This is a genomic window from Sphingomonas sp. NFX23 (assembly GCF_049887795.1).
Taxonomy (GTDB): Bacteria; Pseudomonadota; Alphaproteobacteria; order Sphingomonadales; family Sphingomonadaceae; genus Sphingomonas.
Genome location: NZ_JAGEKH010000009.1, coordinates 43,379 through 65,117, shown reverse-complemented (window position 1 = coordinate 65,117; position 21,739 = coordinate 43,379). Strand labels below are relative to the sequence as shown.

21 protein-coding genes are annotated in these 21,739 nt (G+C 61.1%); 12 read left to right on the top strand and 9 right to left on the bottom strand.

The window, feature by feature from the left end; translation table 11 throughout:
- Positions 1–34: 34 nt before the first annotated feature.
- Genes J4O76_RS21340 through J4O76_RS21315 form a run of 6 tightly spaced genes read right to left on the bottom strand, consistent with a single transcriptional unit; the run spans position 35 to position 4,300 of the window.
- On the bottom strand, positions 35–913 hold the full coding sequence (locus tag J4O76_RS21340) for a DsbC family protein (RefSeq protein WP_426284076.1): 879 nt from the start codon (positions 911–913) through the stop codon (positions 35–37).
- Positions 900–2,237 carry a TraB/VirB10 family protein gene (locus J4O76_RS21335; protein WP_426284075.1) on the bottom strand — a complete coding sequence of 446 codons (1,338 nt, stop codon included), beginning with the start codon at positions 2,235–2,237 and terminating at the stop codon, positions 900–902. Before J4O76_RS21335 ends, J4O76_RS21340 begins: the two co-directional genes overlap by 14 nt.
- Positions 2,238–2,240: 3 nt before the next feature.
- Positions 2,241–3,059 carry a type-F conjugative transfer system secretin TraK gene (locus J4O76_RS21330; RefSeq protein ID WP_426284074.1) on the bottom strand — a complete coding sequence of 273 codons (819 nt, stop codon included), beginning with the start codon at positions 3,057–3,059 and terminating at the stop codon, positions 2,241–2,243.
- Entirely contained in the window at positions 3,056–3,628 is a 573-nt protein-coding gene (locus J4O76_RS21325; RefSeq protein WP_426284073.1) for a type IV conjugative transfer system protein TraE, read from the bottom strand. The genes J4O76_RS21330 and J4O76_RS21325 overlap by 4 nt, the downstream gene beginning before the upstream one ends.
- A gap of 1 nt (position 3,629) precedes the next feature.
- Entirely contained in the window at positions 3,630–3,920 is a 291-nt protein-coding gene (traL, locus tag J4O76_RS21320) for a type IV conjugative transfer system protein TraL (protein WP_031439148.1), read from the bottom strand.
- A 59-nt stretch (positions 3,921–3,979) separates the two neighbouring features.
- On the bottom strand, positions 3,980–4,300 hold the full coding sequence (locus tag J4O76_RS21315) for a TrbC/VirB2 family protein (protein WP_426284072.1): 321 nt from the start codon (positions 4,298–4,300) through the stop codon (positions 3,980–3,982).
- A 345-nt stretch (positions 4,301–4,645) separates the two neighbouring features.
- Between J4O76_RS21315 and J4O76_RS21310 the strand changes: the two genes are divergently transcribed.
- From J4O76_RS21310 to J4O76_RS21295, 4 genes are all read left to right on the top strand, one after another.
- The gene (locus tag J4O76_RS21310; RefSeq protein WP_426284071.1) at positions 4,646–5,125 is read left to right on the top strand and encodes a hypothetical protein; all 480 of its coding nucleotides are present in this window, start codon (positions 4,646–4,648) and stop codon (positions 5,123–5,125) included.
- A gap of 81 nt (positions 5,126–5,206) precedes the next feature.
- Entirely contained in the window at positions 5,207–5,725 is a 519-nt protein-coding gene (locus tag J4O76_RS21305) for a hypothetical protein (protein WP_426284070.1), read from the top strand.
- A gap of 536 nt (positions 5,726–6,261) precedes the next feature.
- Positions 6,262–7,611, top strand: a complete 1,350-nt coding sequence (repC, locus tag J4O76_RS21300) for a plasmid replication protein RepC (RefSeq protein ID WP_426284069.1) — start codon at positions 6,262–6,264, stop codon at positions 7,609–7,611.
- A 180-nt stretch (positions 7,612–7,791) separates the two neighbouring features.
- Complete coding sequence (locus tag J4O76_RS21295) at positions 7,792–8,670, top strand: replication initiator protein A (protein ID WP_426284068.1); 879 nt, start codon at positions 7,792–7,794, stop codon at positions 8,668–8,670.
- On the opposite strand, the gene J4O76_RS21290 is transcribed toward J4O76_RS21295, so the two are convergent.
- The gene (locus J4O76_RS21290; RefSeq protein ID WP_426284067.1) at positions 8,667–9,326 is read right to left on the bottom strand and encodes a lytic transglycosylase domain-containing protein; all 660 of its coding nucleotides are present in this window, start codon (positions 9,324–9,326) and stop codon (positions 8,667–8,669) included. The genes J4O76_RS21295 and J4O76_RS21290 overlap by 4 nt on opposite strands.
- A 357-nt stretch (positions 9,327–9,683) precedes the next feature.
- Between J4O76_RS21290 and J4O76_RS21285 the strand changes: the two genes are divergently transcribed.
- Positions 9,684–10,976 (top strand): hypothetical protein, encoded by a 1,293-nt coding sequence (locus J4O76_RS21285; RefSeq protein ID WP_426284066.1) that lies wholly within the window; start codon positions 9,684–9,686, stop codon positions 10,974–10,976.
- A 4-nt stretch (positions 10,977–10,980) separates the two neighbouring features.
- On the opposite strand, the gene J4O76_RS21280 is transcribed toward J4O76_RS21285, so the two are convergent.
- Positions 10,981–11,250, bottom strand: coding sequence for a hypothetical protein (locus tag J4O76_RS21280; protein ID WP_426284065.1), 270 nt, complete (start codon positions 11,248–11,250; stop codon positions 10,981–10,983).
- 231 nt (positions 11,251–11,481) lie between these two features.
- On the opposite strand from J4O76_RS21280, the gene J4O76_RS21275 reads away from it, so the two are divergent.
- From J4O76_RS21275 to J4O76_RS21265, 3 genes are read left to right on the top strand one after another with little or no spacing between them, the layout of a single operon-like run.
- Positions 11,482–11,706 (top strand): hypothetical protein, encoded by a 225-nt coding sequence (locus J4O76_RS21275; RefSeq protein WP_426284064.1) that lies wholly within the window; start codon positions 11,482–11,484, stop codon positions 11,704–11,706.
- Between the two features lie 12 nt (positions 11,707–11,718).
- Positions 11,719–12,573: a DUF7146 domain-containing protein gene (locus tag J4O76_RS21270; protein ID WP_426284063.1), complete on the top strand. Its 855-nt coding sequence runs from the start codon at positions 11,719–11,721 to the stop codon at positions 12,571–12,573.
- A 37-nt stretch (positions 12,574–12,610) separates the two neighbouring features.
- A complete protein-coding gene (locus tag J4O76_RS21265) occupies positions 12,611–16,828 on the top strand; it encodes a strawberry notch-like NTP hydrolase domain-containing protein (protein ID WP_426284062.1) in 4,218 nt (1,405 codons plus the stop codon).
- 317 nt (positions 16,829–17,145) lie between these two features.
- Here J4O76_RS21265 and J4O76_RS21260 read toward each other — a convergent pair whose 3' ends face one another.
- Positions 17,146–17,646, bottom strand: coding sequence for a MucR family transcriptional regulator (locus J4O76_RS21260; protein WP_426284061.1), 501 nt, complete (start codon positions 17,644–17,646; stop codon positions 17,146–17,148).
- Positions 17,647–17,837: 191 nt separating this feature from the next.
- Between J4O76_RS21260 and J4O76_RS21255 the strand changes: the two genes are divergently transcribed.
- The 4 genes from J4O76_RS21255 to J4O76_RS21240 all read left to right on the top strand — a co-directional run bounded on the left by J4O76_RS21255 (position 17,838) and on the right by J4O76_RS21240 (position 21,733).
- Positions 17,838–20,075: a ParB/RepB/Spo0J family partition protein gene (locus J4O76_RS21255; protein WP_426284060.1), complete on the top strand. Its 2,238-nt coding sequence runs from the start codon at positions 17,838–17,840 to the stop codon at positions 20,073–20,075.
- Positions 20,076–20,171: 96 nt separating this feature from the next.
- Positions 20,172–21,080, top strand: coding sequence for an ArdC family protein (locus tag J4O76_RS21250; protein WP_426284059.1), 909 nt, complete (start codon positions 20,172–20,174; stop codon positions 21,078–21,080).
- A gap of 30 nt (positions 21,081–21,110) precedes the next feature.
- Positions 21,111–21,581, top strand: a complete 471-nt coding sequence (locus J4O76_RS21245) for a DUF6927 domain-containing protein (RefSeq protein ID WP_426284201.1) — start codon at positions 21,111–21,113, stop codon at positions 21,579–21,581.
- Positions 21,512–21,733: a DUF6927 domain-containing protein gene (locus J4O76_RS21240; RefSeq protein ID WP_426284190.1), complete on the top strand. Its 222-nt coding sequence runs from the start codon at positions 21,512–21,514 to the stop codon at positions 21,731–21,733. Before J4O76_RS21245 ends, J4O76_RS21240 begins: the two co-directional genes overlap by 70 nt.
- The last annotated feature ends 6 nt before the right edge of the window (positions 21,734–21,739 follow it).

The window sequence follows — 21,739 nt, the reverse complement described above, 5'->3', positions numbered from 1 at the left end:
GCTAGGACGACAGCGAGACAAACGTGGACCTTGTTCACGACCGGCCTCCAGCGATGAAGGAAGCGAGTGCTTCCTTGGGACGATAGCCCTCGATCATCGCGCCATCGGCGCGGACGATGACGGGCGTTCCGTTCAGGCTATGCGACCGGGCAAAGCGCTCATTGGCATCGAGGCCCGAGGTGTCGCAGGTGGCGGCGTTGCGCAGTGGCTCGCCAGCATAGGCCTGATGAAGCGCGGTCTCGCGGTTCTTGGCGCAATAGACCTGGTTGGCGAGGTCGCGGCTGCCCAGTACCGAGATCGGACGTTCGACCACCCTGACGTTCATCGAGCGCAGCGTGTTCGATAGCGCGCGGCAGTAACCACAGCGAAAGTCACTGAAGACCGTAACCGTCTTGCCCGACTGGTTGCCCCACACGATCGCGCCATCCTTGGGGAGACCGTCGAGCGAAATTCGTGAAGGGGTTGTCGGCGCCGTGGGCTGCGTGCCGGCACCGACCGCCTTGGCGATCGGCGGTTCACCGCTGTCGGCTGCATTATTGGCTTTGGCAGCACCGCCGATCAGCGTGTCGGGATTGATCTCGAGAAGACGGGTCGCGGTCAGATCCTGACGGGTCTCCATGTCGTAGACCCGGCCGATGACGAGGTAGCGTCCCGAGCGATCGACGTAGAACAGGTTGCTGCCAGCCGTCACTTCGCAGAGGCCATCGACGATCGCGCAATCGACCTTGCTGACCTGCGTCTTGGGCAGGCGGGCCTTCAGGAGGGCGATCACCGATGCGTCTGCCGGACGAAGCGCGGCATAGGCGGCCTTCGCGCCGATCGCGGCAGCAACGAACGCTGCGACGACCAAAAGAAGGACCAGCACCCGACCAACGGTCAGACCTCTGTCGGCGGTGCTATTAGTTCCGAACATAAACACCCTCCAGGAAGACGATTTCGACGTCGACGCCGGTCGGCATTTCGATAACCGGCTGGTACTGCTCGGCACGCTCGATCAGGTACTTCGAGACGTCCTTGCCTGTCTCTGACGCACCGCCGCCAAGGGCACGAAGCCCGACGTTGCCGAGATTAGGCGTCTGGTTGATACTGCCGTTTCCGGCAGCGGTGTTGATGACCGGCATGCTAAAGGCCGAGTTGAGCGCTGAGCCCGCCCCGCCGACCAGGCCGGCGAAGAAGGCTTGCATCGCCAGTGAGCCCTCTCGGCTGACGACGCGGCCACGAACGCCAGTCTTGCCGCCGAACGCGATGAAACCCTTTACCTCAGATACGGCATAGCGACCGCCCGGTTGCGGGCAGGTCATCTTCTGCAGCTTTACGTAGACCTTCTCACTCGAAAGTTCTGCGCGCGCCGCACCGTTGATGAGGCAGCCCTGGATTTTCGTCGTGAGCAGCTTGCCGTTCTGCAGCACCGACCGCGCGGGGCCGGTGACTCGAAGGACGACGGGCAAAGGATCAGTTTGGCTGTTGGTGCCGGCTGCGGCATCGACACCGACGATGACCTTGGCGCTAGCAAAGCTGTTGGGTGGAAGGTAGTTCGGACTGTCGGTGTAGACCGTGCTGCCCTTCGAAACCTTCGAGGCATTACCGGCGTCGGCGGAGCCAAACGAGACCATCTTCACTTCACTTATGCGCGTAGGTGGAAGGTCCGGACCGGGAGTAGCGCCTGCCGCGCCGGAGCGACCGTAGAGGGCGGCGCTACCAAGGCCGTACATTGCCTGCGGCCCGGGCATCGGGGCAGGCGCTGCGGCACGCTCGTTGACCTGGCGACGCAACTGATCGTTTTCGGCCTGATAGGCGGATACGACGCGCTGGCCATCGCTCGACATCGACTGGTTCTGCGCGCGCATCGCGTCGAGCTGCTCGGCTAGCTGCGCGACGCGAGCGTTGGTGCCCTCGACACCTTTCAGCTGGTTTTCGTTCGACTGGAAACGGTTCTCCGACTGCGCCATCCACTCCTGCTCGGACTTGGTCTTGTTGGTCATGTCGCTGACCGAAACCGTCTTCTTGTCCGCGCTGTCGGGATCGATTTTCTTGACCGCGTCGTCACCGCCAAAGATCCAGAACGACGAGGCCACGAGGACCACGCCGCAGCCGGCCGCGAGCTTCATCTGCTGCTTCTTGCGGGTCTCGACGTTGCCATCCAGTTCCGAGGCGATCGGGGATACACCGTCGCCGTCAACGACTTCAGGAGCGTCGAGCGGCTTACGCTCGCGAGAGAAGATATCTTTGATGCCCATGGCTTAGTTTCCGTTCCGCGAGACGAGGTAAGCGGTCGTGACCCGACCCGGCGCGAGCTTGGGTTCGGCGATCGACACCGCGAGAGCGCTCGATGGCGCCACGCTGGCTTCGGTCAGCACGGTCTCCTTGGTGCCCTTGTTTTCGATGCGCAGGACGCGGCCGGTGAGGGCGTCGCCGCGATATTCAGCGATCATCTGAACCTTGAGGTCGCCGACATAGACGGGCTTGAGCGAGCGCTGACGCATCTCAAAGCCGTCGACCGTCTTGTTGGCGTACATCGCCTGCACCAGCGTTACAGCGGCCTCTTGCGGCGAAGAGGTTTGTGCAATTTTGGTGGTCGTACCGGCTTCCGCAGCGTCGGCTTTGGCGATCGCGGGGTTCGAGACGAACACCTGCACCGCCTGGTCGCCGCTGATCCGGCACTGGAACTTGTAGACGTAGCCGCGCTTGCTGGTGCCGAAGAACGACAGGAGTTGGCGACCGAAGCCCTCCGGGACCGACAGGTAGATGTCGCCCCGGACCGGCTCGTTGACGACGGAGAAGTCGTCCGAGGGGTTGCCGGTATTGATCTTGGACACACCAGCGAACTCGTCACCGACAAGGCTGATCCGGGTGAGATCCTTGGCGGACGCGTTGCAGGATACCTGCGCACCGTCGTCGGCCATTAGCGTTTGGTCGCCAGCCGCGAAGGCGGGGGCCGCAAAGACGAAGATCGCCACGGCAATTAGAGCGGCACCGGCGATGCGGCTCAGCCAGCAAAAGTTGCGGCTGGAGAGGGCAGTGCCGAGCGCGGCGCTGCCGATGGCATAGATTGGGGTCACATCATGGCTCCCGGACGGGTCTTGGGCTGGACCATGCTGAAGCCGACAAGCTTCAGGGTCATGCCGGCATATTCCCAGTCGTAGACAAAGGTACGCTGCTCGGAGGAAACGATCTTCTGACCGATGACCGTGTTAAGCGTGCCCGTGACGGTCGACTGGAGCGCCTTGGGGTCGATCTCCATGCCGTCGAGCGTGAAATACTGCGACATGCTGGAGCCACGCTGCTCATCAACGATCTTGAGAAGGTCGGCTTTGATCTTGCCCTGCGACTTGGGCGAGACGATCGCGAGAACCGACTTCATCCAATAGTCGAGGCTGCTCGGCGTGCGGTTAAGCGTCAGCACGGCCGTGTCGCGGGTCACAAGCTCCAGATACTCGCGCGGGACACCCGACGTGGACAGCGTGACCGGCGAGCCAAGAACAGGCTGCAGCACGATTTCGCGGCTACGTGTCGCCGACATGAGGAGCAGGAGTGCAACAAAACCGGCAAGAACGAGTGCGGCTATACCGAGGACATTACGCTGGCGAAGGACGCGCTGGCTTTGCGCGTGCTGGTAGGAAAAATCCATGTCAGCCCACCATTAGTCGGAGGTAGGAAGGTGGCGTGGCGCGCAGCGACGGGAAGCCGCCTGGCAGATGCCAATACGCCAGATGAATCAGCCACGACGTTGCCCGTCCCGCCTTTGCCCTCCTAAGGGCCCACCAGCCTAGGACGGCTAAGCCGATCCCGATGACGATGTGTTGGGACAGGATCCCCCAAGTGAAGGGGATAACCATCGCGAGGAACTCGTCGAGCGTCCAGAATCCGATCAGCTCAGGATCGTCGAGGTGCGATGGGATCACGTACTTATCGGCTGACATCACGCCACCTTCAAAGACGGTGCCGGCGAAGCTGCTATCAACGCCGGCACCGGGTCGGTTCAGATGGTGGCGGTGACGGTCGAGGTGACGATCGGAATGCCGGTACCGGCGCCGACGCCCACACCGACCGGGATCGCGACCTGGGCGAGCGAGAAGCGGCCCGAGGCCAGGCCGACGACGCCGCCAGCGAGCGACAGGACGGTGATGATCTTGCCGCCCGAACCCTCGAGGAAGCCGGTGAAGGCATTGAGTGCCGTGTTGAACGTAGCGTCTGCACCGGCGAATGCCGGCGAAGCGAGAACAGCGGCTGCTGCTGCCGCACCAATGACCGCCAGGGCGGTCGTCTCGGCGCGACGGCCGATCTTGAACGTGGTCTTCATGATAAGGAGTCTCCTTCGATCGAGCGCTGTTCAGCGCGCCCAAGAGGAGATTGGCCGGCAGCAATCTTCAGTCGCAAACGGAAATCGTCGGAACATTGCTAACGCTTATGCATTTCTCAACATTCTGGGTCGATCTTGCCTTTTGCGAATCACGTTGCCCGACTGGGCCGGGCGCCCGCCCGGAATTTCAGGGCACCTGCCCGAAAAACGCGGGCGGCCTGTTTTGGGATACCCGGTCATCTAGTTTGGCATCCAGATCGTAACTGGTTTAGCTGTTACGCTGCATAATGCGGTTTTCGCCTTTTATGAGTATGCAAGGGTCCGGAGTCGACCCGGGATTGAAGGTTGACCAAAGTGACGGCTGAAAAGGCGTTTTATATTTCCGTCTCGGATCACTATTTCCGGCTGACCACCGAAGGTGTCAGACTTCTGTCGAACAAGCATCGTTCGTATTATTCTTTGCCTATGGTCATAGACGAACGCGCCGAGCGTGCTTCCCACTTGGTGGATAGCTATGACGCTGAGGACATGCGAAACCATCTTCGCATAATATCGAGCGAGGGGGAGGTCGAGATTGACTTCTCTATCCTAGAGACGAGCGCCAGCACGATTGAGGCAGCTGCACTCTCGCTTGGTGAGGCACTCGGGCAAAAAGTTCTCTTAGCTGACGCTGTATCGCTGATACTTTTTGATCTCATTGTTGAACGGAATGCTACGGAGGTTCTCACAAAGCTTGGGCTTTCCGCTTCTGAGGCCGAAAATTATCGCGTTTCCCTGAAGAAGAAAGATGCGAACGTCATCCCGTTGCGACCTAAACGGCCATAACCACTTGTTTCGACCCAGCTTTAGGGTTGCCTTTTACGATTTGGTGAGTCTACCCATAAGCCATCAGCCGGGAGAATGGCGATGGGCGAAGCGACGCGAAGTTGGGCGGAAAACCCAGCGGGGGCAATTCCGAGTTTCGAATTAGAGGATTACATCCTAGCCAGGATGGACCTTTCACGGGTAAGCGTCAGGGAACTGGCGACATTGACAAAAATCGGTCGGAGCCGTCTCCATGACGGGCTTCACCGTAAGGTCGAAAAGCGTGTCGCTCTCAAGATGCCTGAGATAGCAGCTATCCTCGAGGCATTGGGCATCAGCAAAATCGAAGCAATGTATGCTCAGGATCTGCTCCAAAAAAACGAGGCGGGAGTCGAACTTAGAGACCTCCTGAAGGTCATATCAATGGTACTCGGCGTCGTGACCGGTCTTCCTGAGCAGATCATTACCGTTGTAAGGCATGTTGACGGTCTCGGTTTTGACGATGTTCGACCTGAGCACGGCGAAGCTGCTCAAGAGCTGATAGTACGAGCCATAGAGGTGGAATACCAAAAAATCGGTAGGCGCCGGTCCAAACGGCTCGACGAGTTTGGGGAGGAATAACGGGTCCCGAATGGCTCGTTTGGTTATGCCGGGATGGCACCGTTTCCCCCCTCTCGCGGACTCAGTGAGATAGGGTAACTGAAAGCACGAGCGATACTCTAAGCTGCTACTCTCGGCAAGGGAGGGGCGCGTCGTGTGACGACGTGCCTCTCGTGCTTTCAGTTACTCTATCTTATGACGCCCTTTTTTTGGTGCGTCCGACATACGGAAACTGAAAGCACGAGAATTTCCTCGTCAAAGAAACCGAAAGCACGAGCCAACGCGAGCGACTTCCCATGCCGCTGCCGTTTAGGCTGTCGCTATCGCCGAGTCCGGAATCACGGGAGGCGATCTCGAGGTCGCTTGGCCTCGCGAAACCTAATTGAGGGAATGCCGTGCAAAGAAGAAAAGCCCGGCAATAGGTCGGAGCTTTCGGAATTTCGAAAGTGCCGCGTAACAACAGCGGCATAGCCAAATTACGATGATGCAGCGGGAATGCGTGCCTAGCGCGCCACGGACTTCTGCGTCCGCACGGAAATCCAAAGGGGGTTCTCCGAATGAATTCTATTACCTTCGCTCCAGGGGCTGGCCATCGGCGAGTAGACGAACGCACAGCATCGACTGGACGGATCGCTGAAGGCTTTTCCGGGCTTCCCGAACGCGTAAGTCATCGGCATGTTCTAACAGCTTTTAAACGTGCGGCTCCCTATATTGGTGTACCATCTCGCCTTGTGCATGCGGTTGACACACTGATGAGTTGGTCGCGGGAGGTAGACTGGAGTGAGGGACAGCGCCCGATTGTCTTTCCCTCTAACGAAACGCTCAGTCAAAAGCTTGGAATTGGTATTCGGCAGCTTCAAAAGCTGCTGAACAGTGCAACGCGGTGGGGTCTGGTTGCACACCGCGACAGCGCCAATGGCAAGCGTATCGGAGCAAGAGGAAAAGACGGCCGGCTGATCTATGCTTACGGGATAGATCTTAGCCCGCTTGGCGTGCGCTACGATGAATTCGTCCGCATAGCTGACGAGGGGACAGAGGCGGACTTGCGCATAAATGTTCTTCGAAAGCGTCTTACCGCAGCCCGCCGCCGCATCAGCAGCCTGGTGCAGCTTATCATCGACGAGGAGATCGGAGGTGTCGATGCAACCGGCATCATCGAAAGCACTCAGTTGGCTACTCACCAGATGCGGAAGGTTCGGGATGAACGTCTGCTCCAGGCGTGTGTTTCAAAGCTGGAAGGTCATGCGGCAGCGCTCGATGAGCGCATTAGGACGGTTTCGGGGAGGGATAACGAGGAACGGGAACCGGTAAAAGATTCACCCTCGGGCGTCTTAAACGACACCCACTATACAACTACAAAACAACCACCCATTGCTAAAGCAACATACTGTAGAGGCTTGGCGAGAAACAGTAGTGAGCGAGGCTACGACGTCCGTAACAACGAGCCGCAAAGTGAAGTTGAGGCGGACCTAGCCCACCACGGCGTTGATCCGAGCTTTATTGCCGCCGTGGCTCCCGAGTTCATTTCGTGTCCTCCCGAACAAATGACATGGGGTATTATCATCGGTGACGCCGAGAGGCTCATTGCCCAGGCTGCAATCCCAGCCAATGTTTGGCGTGAGGCTTGTCGACTAATGGGTCAGAAGGGCGCGGCAGCCTCGGTTATCGCGACGGCCCATAAACACGTTCGAGGCGATGTCGATCGCCCCGGAGCGTATCTTCGCGGCATGAATAAGAACGCCGCCTCGGGAAAACTGAACTTGGGGCGGACTTTTCATGGCCTGAAGGACCACGCCAAAAGGCAACCAGTCCGATCGCTATCGAGCAGCTCAGACCTTCGATCCGTAGGCCAGCTTTTGGCGACGGCGCTGAGGTCTGGAAGTCGGGTCGGGCCGGCATTGCTGTGAGTGAGGATAGGGTAACCGAAAGCACGAGGCCTAGCGTCTCCATTCGTTGTACCCTGACGAGATCCGGCGATCGCGACCGATTGAACCGCCAAAGCTCGTGCTTTCAGTTACCCTATGTCCGACTAGGGGTGATTCTAGAGGATAGAATGATAAGAAGGGGGTGTATTGCAAAGGGGATCGATGATGGCGAAATCACCAGCGATAGCGCGGCAGATTTCACTGTTCGACATGGACAGCCCGCTTCACGGAAAAGTCCGTGGCGAGCGGAGCATCATGGACTACCCGTTCTTCGTGCTTTCGAAGAACGCGCACCTTGAGCCTATCGAGTACAAGCATGACCAGGTGACCATTCAAATCCGGCCAAGCGCAACCGGTGTTGCGACAATGTGGGACAAGGAAATCCTTCTGTATGTTGCCTCCCTCGTTGCGCAGGCGATAGCTGACGGCCAGACCTCAGATGAGGACGTGACTTTTTCAGCTCATGACTTTTTTCGCATCACTGGAGTCGAGCGACCGTCGGTACGCGATTACCGGCGGTTTGGTGAAGCGCTGGAACGCCTTCAAGGCACTCAGATAAAGACGAATATCGAGACCGGATCAAAAATCGACCGGGGCTGGTTCTCGTGGCTGTCCGAGGCGCAGGTCGAGTACGAGAAAATGGCGAACGGGGACGAAGTCCTTCGCTATGTGCGCGTCCGCCCATGCAATTGGCTATACCGCGCAATCAAACGTGATCAGCGGATCTACCATTATCACCATGACTATTTTCGTTTGGGTGCAATCGAACGTCGTCTTTACGAAATTGCCCATTGTTACTGCGAAGCTGGTCCAATCGACATCAATCTTGAGGAGCTTCATCACAAAATTGGTTCTATGGGTCCCATGAAACGGCTAAAGCAGCTTCTCAAGAGCATTGAAGCAGAAAACCGGCTACCAGAGTATGACGTCAGCTTGATCGAGGTCGTATCCGGCGAACGAACAGACTCGCTTGGTCGTCGCCGTAAATCTGTCACTACATCGGTTCGCATGAAGCCTAGGCAGAGGTCAATTTCTGCTTAGAAGCGCTGCATCGCGGCGACCTTGGTATAGCCCGCTGACCGATTATAGATCGGGGAAGGCGAGCGAGTTGGCGATGTCAGCCGCGACCAGTTCGCGATAATGGCTGAGACGTAAGCCTGTGTTTCGGTGATGCGCGGGACCATGCCGCCGTGCACGCGACCTGGACCTGCGTTATAGGCGGCCAGCGCCAGGTGAACTTGGCCGAAACGATCAAGCTGCTGCCGAAGATAACGGGCACCACCACGCATGTTCTGCAGCGGATCATACCGATCGACGCCGAGACCAACCGCCGTCCCCGGCATTAGCTGCGCGAGGCCGTAGGCGTTCGCCGTCGATGTGGCGATCGGATTGTACCCGCTCTCGCGGATAATCATCGCATCGAACAAACCGGTCGGGATACCATGCTCGCAGGCCACCGCGCTCATCATCCCATAGTAGGCGGCGCGACGCGTCTCCGCACTCCGTGCAAGAAACCCTGACGGACGATAGGACAGCGGAGCGCAACCGGGCTTGAAATAGACGGGCTGGGCGGCGATCCCCCCGCGGAGCCAGCCCGGAACCTGGATCGATGAAAACGCGGCAACACCCGTGGGCTCGCCACTCATAATAGGAGAACCCACCGGGGTTACCGCCACTGCAGCGATCTCCTGCTGCATGCGGAACTGCACGTAGCGGCGACTAAGATCATGGACCTGAAAGGCGTCCGGCAGCGGTGACGGCTCGACTATTACCGCTGATGGTGGGATCCCGGGCAAAGAACTCGTGGCTTCGGTCGGCAGGCTCCCCGTCATCGAGATCAGCTGAACCTTCCGGAATGCTGACCCCTTTGGAGCGGCACCGGCTTGCGAACTGACGATCAAGGCGGCGCAAAGGCCAGCAGCAGTGAGTGGATAACGCACGGAAAACCCCCAATGATCTTGATATCCTAGAGTTGAGATCAAGCGGTTTGTGCTTGTCAAGACCTTCAGACCTGCCGAAACTGGTCCCAATCAGCGCCTGAAGGTCACTCGAACATGTGGTTGATCCACCGCGATACCGATGGAAACAGCGGGGATCGGATCCCGCTGCCGGCACCCCTGCATGAGGCGCTGGTACGCTGGTATGTCGGCGACGGCTCGTTCCACGACGAACAAGCTGGCGTGACGCTCGTCCAGAATGCCCGGATCGGACACCGCTGGATCGCCTGCGACTGTCTGGGACCGGGTAAGGCCCCGCCCATCCTGACGCCGGCTTACCTCTCCGAGGCCGAAACCTACTATTTGCGCCGGTTGACCAGCACCAAGCGGCCGGAGCACCGCTCCGATTGCCCCTTCTTCCGCGACCAAGCCACCAATCGCATCACGGAAGTTAGGTCCCACAACACCCCGACCGATCCACCTTCAGGCTTTTTCGAGGTCTTGCGACCAGCGCCGGAGAAGCTCGCACAGCGGCCTGAGGACGACAGTCTCGACGATCGGACCCGCAACGCCTCGACCCCGCGGCTCGCGCGCCTCCTATGGCGCTTGCTCGACAGCGCCGGCTGCAATACGATTGCCCCGTTGGGTATGGGCTACGAATGGTCCATCAGGGAAGAGTTTGCATCGCTCGGCCGTGCGGCCGCCAAGATCGAGATCGCGCCGGGCGTCGAGCTGGCCAGGGCATTCTGGACACACGCGCGCCCCCTCGAGACGAACACGGTCTATGGCACACTACGCGCACTGGCGCCGAAGTGGCCCAAGACGCATGCTCCGCAAGGCTTCGTGGCGCTCTACGCAAAGGCGATCAAAGGCAATGAAATCCATGTGCCTGACGGTGAACCGGTCAACATCGCGACGCGCGTCCAATCGCCCTCGATCCGGGGTAACCACATCAGCGGACCGTACATCGTCCTTGTCGTCGCTGGCGAATATCCCGAGGCGCGCGGTTATGCGCCCCTGCGCGCCTATGCGCAGCCGATCTACAACGGACGTATGTTCGTGCCTGTCGAGTCCGACTTCGAGCGCAAGGCGCTACGCGCGATCCTCGATACCCAGCGCGTGTTGCATGCCCGGGGTGTAGACATGGCAATCAACAAGCCGCTCTTCGATTCAATGACACCAAATGGCCCCTGCCGGCCGGACTTCGTCCTGGAGGCGAGGTCGCGAATGACGGGGGAATTGCGGACGGTGGTTGTGGAGGCCATGGGATTTGACAGCGACGAGTACGAAGCTGCCAAGGCGGTGACGCACCCTCGCATGGCGGTCCTGGGTGATCTCGTGACGCTAGATAGGTCCGAAATGGATCAGGATTCTGCGTCGACCAAACTGCTTCGGGTCCTGGATATTTGAGCGATCAGCTCCAAGTCATCGTCGCAGCGAAATAACTAACGATTCCAAGCGTTACCGGTGTCGACAATAGATACAGCTTTTGCCAGCGCCACCACGCCCTCGGCAGGAAAAGTACGGCTCCACGAACACTACGAACATCTTCCCATGCCTTGTCACGGTACAAACCGTGGACCGTCACGGAGACTGACATAGCCATGGCGATTGCGCAGCACATAGCCGCTGCCAAATAAATTGCGATCCAGTTGGCAATCTCGACCTGCGAAAACTGGTTCATCGACACCTCGAATGAAAACGAGCGCGGTCGACAAACCTACGCAGAATGATTCTAGTTCCAAGAGCAGCTTAGCAGCGAGATTTTAGCAGCTGGTAAATGAGACGGTGCGCCACTTGGTCCGTCAAAAAAATGGAGTGGAGAGGGAGGCTAAGAAAAGGGTCGCGGAAAGCGGCCTTAACCTTCCACCCCAGGGCGGCCGGAAAGGCAGCCTTCAGCACGAGGCCTGTAGCCATGACCAAGTACGTCCTTTTCATAAGGGACCACGGCGCCAAGGACGTCCTGGATTTCCATCCGAGCGAGATGTCCGCCAAAAAGGCTCTGGCCGCCTATGTGACGAAGAAAACCGGATGCGACCTGCCATCTGACCCGGAAGCGGCTGTCGAGGAGATCGCCAGCTACTTCGATCGTGAAAAGACCTTCTACGCGATCGCCGGCGTCCCTGCCGGTGCGCGCTAAGGGGTATGGGATATGGCTATCATCGCCAATCGACCATCCCAGCACCTCGTCGATCTGGTCGGCGCGCTTGGCGGCACTTGGCACGGGAACAGTGCAATGTGTCGGTGCCCTGCGCATGCCGACGGCACGCCCAGCCTCTCGATCAGGCAGGGTGACCGCGGTCTGCTGGTGACCTGCTTTGCGGGGTGCGACGCCGGCGATATCCTGCGTGAACTGGACCGGATACCGATCGGGCGGCGGTATGAACCGCCTGTTCCGGCCCAGGCAAAGGGTACGGCCAATATCGACCGGCTGTGGAACGAGGCGGTAAGTGTCTCTGGTAACCTGGCGGAGCGCTACCTCGCCTCGCGGGGGCTGTTGCCGGTGCCGACCGACGTCCGCTTCCACCCCCGGTGCCCCCTGGGTCCCAGACCGATGACGGTGTTCGAGCCGGCACTGCTGGTCGGGGTCCGTGAAGCACAACGCCTGGTCGCCTTTCAGCGCATCTTCCTGAAGCCCGATGGAGGCTATTCTCAGAAGGCGACACTCGGCACGCTTGGTACCGGGGCATGGCGGGGCGGCGGACTTAGTGCGACCATTGGCCTGGCCGAAGGATTCGAGACGGCGCGGGCCTGGTCCCGGATCCGCGGACTACCTTGCTGGGCAACGCTCGGATCGCGCCGGCTCGATCTCGTGACGATCCCTGACAGCGTCACAAAGCTGATCCTCGCGGGCGATAATGATCTCCCCGGACGCCGTGCGGTCGCGCGAAGCATTACCCGCTTCGCATCCGACAGTCGTGTCATCCAGGTCGATTACCCGGTGGGCTACAAGGACTGGGCCGGGGCGCTCGAAGCGGCAGAGAGGGGAGAGGGAGGAAGGCGGTGAGCTGTCGGATTGGCAGCGTAACCTGAGGGAACCTGCCATGTTCGATTTGCTCGATCTTCCGCCCGTCACCGATCACAGTGCAGCGGCACGCATTGCCGGGTTGCTGGCATCGGGCACGCCGATCGCCCGCCGCGATCTGAACGAGGCAATGACTGCGACATTCGGCGGCTCGGACGCCGACGGTCATTGGACGCAGCGCGACAGCTTCGAGATGCTCGAACACGGCATTGCGCTCCATCTCGCGTCGAGGCCGTACCAGCTCAACGGCATGGCTGACGTGGCACAGGCGTCGGCGGTTATGGCGATGCTGCCGACCCAGACGGTCCGCAGCGAAGAGCAGATCGACCTTCAGCAATTCTCGACGCCGGTCGATATCGCGGCGATCACCGTTCTGATGGCCGCGATCGGTCCAAACGACATCGTGCTCGAACCCAGCGCCGGCAACGGCTTGCTGATCGTCCAGGCACCGGCGTGCGCCAGCCTGCAACTGAACGAAATCGACACCAAACGCCGCGACCGTCTTGCCGGCATTTTCCCGGACGCGATCGTCACCGGTCACGACGGAGCGGCGCTGGTCAGTCTGCACGCACGACTGCCGAAGCCGACCGTAGTGGTGATGAATCCGCCCTTCTCACGCAGCGTCGGTCGCGGCGCCGACGATCTTGCTGCACTTCGCCATCTCCAGGCAGCGATCCGCAGGGTCGCAAAGGGCGGCCGAGTGGTAGCGATCATGCCCGACTGGTTCGCGCCCAGCGCACGGCTGAAAGCGGCCTATGAGGCGGTGCTGACCGGCTGCACGGTTCGCACCTCGCTGCGGCTTGAGCATTGCTACCGCAAGCACGGCACCGATATTGCGGTACGACTTTACGTCATCGACAAGGTGGCAGGCGGCACCTCACACACTGTCATCCAGCGCAGTTCGGTCGCGGGTTTCCTCGACGCCGTGACCATCCCGCCGCGGGCGTCGCTGGTGGCTGATACCCCGATAGCGGCGCTGCCGGTGGTCAAACCCAGCCTGTTCGGCGCGGCCCGCAAGGCTCAGGCTACTGTTGCACGCACCTATCATGCACCGGTGCGCAACAACGTACTGCCGGTCAGCTACAGAACCCTGGCGACGGCCGCACCGCTGGCCGACCAGGTCGGTTGCTATCTGCCCTACCGGCCAAGCCGGATCGTGTTCGACATCGCCGGCGACCACCCGACCGCGCTTGTGGAATCAGTGGCGATGGGTTCGATACCCGCACCCATTCCGACGCACATTGCCCACCTTCCGGAGCGCACGGTGACGGAGCGGATGCTGTCGTCATCGCAGCTCGAGACCGTGGTCTATGCGGGCCATGCCTGGGGTCAGCTGCTCCCCGGGTCGTTCAAGCCTGCCAAGGAGGGCGTCGGGCTCACCATCGATCCCGAGGGCAGCCGTTACCGGAAGGGCTTCTTTTTGGGCGATGGCACTGGGGCGGGCAAGGGCCGACAGGTCGCAGCGTGCATCCTCGATAATTGGCTACAGGGTCGTCGCCGGCATATATGGGTGTCAAAGAACGAACCGCTGCTCGAAGATGCGCGTCGCGACTGGACAGCGCTCGGTGGCATGTCGGGCGACGTACAGCCTGTCTCCAACTGGAGGATCGACCAGCCGATCAAACTGGACGAGGGCGTGCTCTTCGTCACCTACCCGACGCTGCGCTCGATGCGTTCCGACCATAGCCGCCTGCAGCAGATCCTCGATTGGGCAGGCTCCGACTTCGACGGAGTGATCGCATTCGACGAGGCGCACGAGATGGGCGGCGTTGCCGGTGGCGAGGGTGCCATGGGCAAAAAAGAAGGATCCCAGCAGGGCATCTGCGGCGTGCTGCTGCAGAACAACTTGCCCGGCGCCCGGGTCCTCTACGCCTCGGCAACCGGCGCATCCGATGTGAACAACCTCGCCTACGCAGTGCGGCTTGGCCTGTGGGGACCCGACACCGCGTTCGCAGACCGCGAGGCGTTCATTGCCGAAATTCGCAAGGGCGGGATCGCAGCGATGGAACTGGTGGCGCGCGACCTGAAGGCGCTCGGTCTCTATACCTCGCGCGCGCTGAGCTTCGCCGGCGTCGAGTACGACGTGCTGCGGCACGCACTGACGCCGGCGCAGATCGAGATCTACGACACCTATGCCAAGGCCTGGAGCGTCATTCACCAGAACATGGAAGAGGCGCTGGAACTGACCGGCGTCGTCGACGGGTTCGAAAAGACGACGCTCAACAGCGGTGCCAAGGCCTCGGCACGCTCACGGCTGGAATCGACCAAGCAGCGCTTCTTCGGTCAGGTCCTGCTCTCGATGAAGCTGCCGACGGTCATCGCCGCGGTCGAACAGCATCTAAAGGCTGACCAGTCGGTGGTGCTGCAGCTGGTCACGACTGCCGAGGCGATCCTCGATCGACGCCTGGCTCAGATGTCGGCCGACGAGCGTGCGGATCCTACGATAGATTTGTCACCGACCGAGTATATTGCCGATTATCTGATGCGGGCGTTCCCGACGCGGCAGATGCAGACCTATACCGACGACACCGGTACCGCGCGCTCGGCGCCGATGAGCGATGAGTTTGGCAACCCGGTCCATAACCCCGACGCGCTCGCTGCCCGCGACCAGATGCTCGAGCACATCTGTGCACTGCCTCCAATCAAATCCGCACTCGACGCGCTGATCGAGCATTTCGGCACCGACATGGTGGCCGAGGTGACGGGGCGCTCGCGGCGTCTCGTACCGACGTCGGACGGTCGCCAGAAGATCGAGACCCGCTCGGGGCGGTCCTCGCAGGTTGAGGCCGCGGCGTTCATGGCGGGCACGAAGCGGGTGCTGGTGTTCTCTGACGCTGGCGGCACCGGGCGCTCGTACCATGCCAGCCTCGATGCCAAGAACCAGCAGCAGCGCGCCCACTTCCTGCTCGAACCTGGCTGGCGTGCCGATCGCGCGATCCAGGGGCTTGGTCGCACGCACCGTACCCATCAGGCGACGACACCGCTGTTCCGGCCGGTGACCACCGACTGCAAGGGCGAGCTGCGCTTCACATCGACGATCGCGCGGCGCCTCGACAGCCTTGGCGCCCTCACGCGCGGCCAGCGGCAGACCGGCGGGCAAAACCTGTTTGATCCAGCCGACAATCTCGAAAGCGAGTATGCCAAGGATGCACTCCTGACATGGTTTGCGCTCCTCGATGGCGGCAAGCTGACCAGCACGACGATGGACGACTTCTGCTCGCGCACCGGCCTCGAGCTGCACGACAATGACGGCGTCCTGAAGGGAGAGCTGCCGCCCATCCAGCGCTGGCTGAACCGTCTGCTTGCGCTGCCGATCGGGCTCCAGAACCTGATCTTCGACGAATTCCTGGCACTCGTCGAAACCCGCGTCGCAGCAGCTCGCGAAGCCGGCACGCTCGATGTCGGCGTCGAGACGATCACGGCGGATACCGCGACGGTCCTCGACGACACGCTGTTGCGCACCGATCCTCTGTCGGGCGCAACCTCGCACCTTCTCACGATCGGGATCGCCCGCCGCAAGAATCCCATCTCGCTCGAACGTATCCTCGACCTCGCCAAATGGCAGGACGACGTCGCGTTCGTGGTCAACGCCCGGTCGGGGCGCGTCGCGCTCCGGACCCGGGCACGGTCGTGGATGGACGACGATGGTCAGCCGATCGCGCGCATCGAACTGCAGCGTCCCTGCCGACGTGAGTATCTGCGCGAGGCCGATCTGCTGGAGACGGCATGGGACGTTGTCGACCGGGAGACCTTCGAGGCCAGATGGAGCGCTGAGGTCATCGAGGCGGCAGGTCAGGTCGATACCGAGACGATCAGACTGGCAACCGGCCTGCTGCTACCAATCTGGTCGGCGCTGCCGTCGGACCATCTCGCGGTGAACCGGATTGCGGACGCCCATGGCAATTCGTGGCTAGGCCGTCTCGTGTTCGACCAGCACGTCGTCCAGCTCTATACCAAGCTCGGCATCGCCAAGACCGACGATCTACCGGTCGAGGCGATCACACGATCGGTCCTTTCAGGCCGCAGTGTCGACGTCGTGCGGCCGTTCCCGATGACGCTCCGGCGCTCGATCGTGAACGGCAAGCCGAGGGTGGAGATCGTTGACGCACCCGCCTCGCAGCTGCCCTGGCTGAAATCGCTTGGATGCTTCTCCGAGATCATCGCCTACCGAACGCGCGTCTTCGTGCCCGCAAGCGACGCCGAGACCGTGCTGGGCCGGATCCTCAAAACGGCCTGACAATAGCGACCAAGCGATGGCAGCAGTCACACCGCTTGCGGAGGGGGCGTGCGGGTATGTGATTGAAATCACTGAACGTTCTGCGCAGGCACCCATATCCGACTTACTGTTCAACAACTGGAAGGGGGTGGTCGAATGTCTCATTGTTACACGCCGCTAGCGGCAAACCGGATGAGTGCGACCCCTGCTGGCGGGGCTGTCCAACTTTAAGGTTCAAGCCATTAGTGGCTGACTTTTATTTTATGGTCTGAACGTAGAGTACATATGGCAGGGCATCGGCGCGAGGCATCCGACCACGCGCCGATCCGGAAGACTGATTACTCAGCGTCAGTAGTTGCTGCGGCCTTGGCGTTGCGACGCGGCTTGGCAGGTGCAGTGTCTTCGGCCTTCTGAACAGTCTGGCCAGGTTTACGGCCAAGGCCGATCTTTTTGGCCATGGCACGACGGCTCTCGCTGTAAGCCTCCGCCACCATCGGGTAATCCGCCTTCAGGTTGTACCGTTCGCGGTACTCCGCCGGGGTCATGCCGTTGGTGGCGAGGTGACGACGCAGCGTCTTATATGGCTTACCATCGATCATGCTGATGATGTGCTCCTTGCTGGCAAGCGACTTTCGTGCCGTCACAGCAGGCGTGTACTCCTGAGCCGGCGCTTCCTGAGCATCAACGCTCTGCTCACCGCCGAGCTTCGAGACAGCTGCATGCATCGACTGCAGAAATGCAGGGACATCGTCAGCAGTTGTCCGCGTATTTGGATTAGCCAGCCAGGCAATGGTCAACTCGGTTGCGAGTTCGATCGAATTGGTATAATCAATCATCATATTTTCCGCATATAGGTAGAAAGCTGTTTGGGGATCGTCGCTAGATAGTACGATCGGTATCCCTGACAATACTTAATCGAACAATATCATTGAACTGTGCCAAGACATCCAAAGCGACAGAGAGAGGGAAGGGGGAAGGGAAATGGTGTCCGAAAGTATCGGATACTGAAAAAAACGAAGGGTGATTTCCCATGATCCAGTCCGTGAAACTCTCGAAGCTCCGCCTCTCCGCCAGCAACGTCCGCACCGCCCCTGATGAATCGCTGCAGATCGAGCCGTTCGCAGCCGACCTCGAAGCCCGCGGCGTCCTCCAGAACCTGCTCGTCACGCCGGTCTCGCGGCCACGCGGGACGTTCGAGGTGTTCGATGGCGGCCGGCGCTGGCGTGCGCTGAACATGCTGGTCGCTCGTGGCGTCATCAATCCCGACGAGTATGACGTGCCGGTACGTGTCCTGAAGGGTGACGATGCCGAACTGACCGAAACCTCGCTCGCGGTAAGCTTCCATCACATGAAGCTCAGCCCGGCCGAGGAATGCCGCGCCTTCCAGCATTTCTTGAACGGCAGCACCGACATCGACGCTGTGGCCAAGCGGTTTGGCGTTACCCGGCGCTTCATCGACGGTCGCCTCCGCCTCGCCGATCTTGCCGAGCCGATCTTCTCTGCTCTCGCGAACGGCGAACTGACCCTCGACATGGCCAAGGCTTACGCCTCGACCGGCAGTCATGAGCGTCAGTTGCGCGTCTGGCAGACCTATAGCTCGATGGTTCACTACAACGCCGACGCCATCCGCCGCGTCATCGCCAACGACACGATGCGGGCCAACGATCCGATCGCACTCCTGGTCGGCGTCGAATCCTACGAGGCCGCAGGCGGCGTCGTCGACCGTGACCTGTTCAGCAACGCCGGCGAGCGCTGGACCAACCCCGAGATCGCACAGACCCTCGCGGCCGCGATGATGGAAGCGGAAGCCAAGCGTATCGGCGAGGAACGCGGTCTTGCCTGGATCCGGCCTGTCGCCAGCCACAGCACCTGGGATGCGGCCCGCGGCCTCCATCGCATCGCCCTGCCGGTCCAGCCGATGTCGCCGGCCGAGGCACAGCGCGTAGACGAGATCGAGCAGCGCATGGGCGAACTGCAGCAGGAGATGGAGAACGACGAACTTACCGAAGAGGCGTTCACCGCTTGCGACGCAGAGCATGATGCTCTTGGCGAGGAACTCGAAGCGCTGCAACGTCGCCCCTCGGTACTCCCCGCTGAACTCGTGTCGCGGGTCGGCGCGTTTCTGACGCTGTCGCAGACCGGTACGATGGTCCTGGATGAGACCTATTACAGCGAAACGCCGATCCGCGTGACGGTGGTCGAGCCGGAACCGGTCGAAGGCGATAACGGGGAGACCGACGAGACGGACGACGGGGTTGCCGACGGCGAGGGCGAAGGCTCGGAACGGGTCCGGGCGGAGCCGACCTTCCGCATCGAGGAAGGCGCGGCGACGCCGGTGACGGCAGGCAGTCCCAAGGAGGTCGACCCCGATAACGCAGCGCCGGGCGGCAAGGCACTCAGCCAGGTCCTGAGCGACCAACTCGCGATGCAGCGTCGCGATGTCCTGGCGGCGTCGTTGATCGCCAGTCCCGGCCTGGCGCTGGACTATATGCTGTTCGCTATGGTGGATGCACGGCGCGGCACCTCGTCGAACGACGGCACGACGATCAGCGCCCATGCCCCGCAGGATCCGATCCTGTCGACCAACATGCCGGGATCGCGCGCGCGCGACTACCTCGCCGAGGTACGGGACGGGCTCGATGAATCGTGGGGCGGATCCGACAACAAGGTTATGCGGTTCGAGGCATTCCGCGCGCTCGGCGACGAGGTGAAGAGCGCATGGCTGGCCTACATCGTCGCGACGTCACTGGAGGCCAAGGAGTCCTACGGCTCCAATCGCCAGAACCCGCTCCACGGCCGCATGGCCAGCATCCTCGAGGTCGATGTCGCCAGCTGGTGGCGCCCGACGTCGGAGAACTTCTTCGACCGGGTTTCCAAGGGGTCGTTGATCTCGCTGCTTCACGAGGTCGGGGGCCCCGCGCTGTCGAGCCGCCACGCCAGCGAGAAGAAGACCGAGATCTCGGCATCCTGCCAGAAACTCTTCGCTGGCGAAGCGATCGTCGAGACCGACGTCAAGGAAGCTGCCCTGAAATGGGTGCCGACCGCGATGCGCTTCAGCGACACCGTCGTCGCGGGTGAGAGCGAAGACGAAGGCGGGCAGGGCGATCTCGCGGACCTGATTGAGGCGGACAGCGATGACACCGGCGAGGACGATCTTGCCGCTTTGGTCGGTGACGGCCCGGACGATGTCGAGACGAACGGCAGCGCCCAGACCGATCTCGCTCACCAGAATGATGACCATGTGAACGAGATCGTCGCGGCCGAATAGCGGCACGACGGCTCAATTCTGAGCAGCCTCACTGCCGGCCCGCGACCTCGCGGCTGCCGGCAGTGCCTTTTCCTCACCGCTAACGAGGACAGCGTCATGACCGCTACAACCCGTGACATTGCGGCCGACATCACCGCCGCCATCATCGCACGGCTCGAAGCCGGGACCCTGCCGTGGCAACGCTCCTGGTCGGTTACCGGCGAGGGCGGCAGGCCACTGCGCCATGAGGGCGTTCCATACACGGGAATAAATGCTCTGTGGCTATGGGCGACCGCCGACACCTACGGCTATCGCAGCCGCTACTGGATGACCGCCCGTCAGGCCCGCGAACTGGGCGGCGAGATCAACCGTGATGCGAGACCATCGTTCTCGGTCTATGCATCGACCTTCCGCAAGGCCGGAATGCCCAATCTCCTCGGTGCGACCGCTGACCAGATGATCCGCTTTCTGCGTTCCTATGTCGTCTTCAACGCCGACGAAATCGTTGGCCTGCCGGAATATTACTACCCGCGCGAGGTCGCACCGAACCCTTTGCTGATCTCAGAGCGGCAGGATCGTATCGACGCCTTCTTTGGCGGTATCCCGGCCAAGGTCCGTCACGGTGGTGACCGCGCCTTCTTCCACCCAACCTTCGACTATATCCAGATGCCGCACACCGGCAGCTTCAAGTCAGGCGACGCATACGCATCGGTTCGGGCGCACGAGACCGTCCATTGGGCGGGCCATGCCTCCCGGCTCGATCGCACCTTCGGGAAGCGCTTCGGCGACAACGCATATTGCGTCGAAGAATTGGTCGCTGAGCTTGGCTCGGCCATGATCTGCGGCGATCTTGGCCTCCCGACCGAGCTGCACGACAGCCATGCCTCCTACCTCGCCAACTGGTTGGGGGTGTTGCGCGCCGACAAGACCGCGATCTTCCTGGCCGCAACCAAGGCCGAACAGGCCTTCTCCTACCTTCGCGCCTTCTCGACCGAGGCTGCAGCAGAAACGCGGCTCGCCGCATGAACCGGAGAACACGACATGGGTTGGCTCTCGATGACCAGCGCCGGCATGGCCGGCCACCCGAACCCCGAGGCCTATCTCGACGACCAGTTCACCTACAGCCGTGCGCTGGATGGTGGCGGCACGCGCGGCATGCGCGTTATCGACAGCGCGTTCGTCGGAAACCGCGTCTGGTACGCAGCAGCTGAGATCATTTCAGACGACGAGCCGCTCTACGTCATCGCACTGGTGTGTCTGGTCCGCTGGAACCCCAAGGCCAGAGACGGATACGTATTTGCGTACAAGGACCAGGAGGAATCGATGGGACCCTGCGAGGCCGGATGCCCGGCCCGGATCCTGCGTCTCCTGTCGCCAACCAGCAAAGAAAGCGCGCTGGATTGGCGGCGCCGTTGCCTCGTTCGGCTAGGCTGCACGCCCGCAAAATCGATAACGGGATGCGGATCAGACTTTCCCGCCCGGTTTCGTTCAGCGACGGCCATACCGGCACCGAGTTCATCGTCGTGAAACGCGGCGAAAAGATCGCCTTCCGGAGCGACAAGGGGCACGGCCACTACCGCATCTCGCATTTCCGCGACTTGGCCTGGTCTGTCGTTCCGGAAACCAAAGTTCACCGCACCGTCTTCGCGGCCCCTACCGCGTATGCGACACCTGCATGATGGATA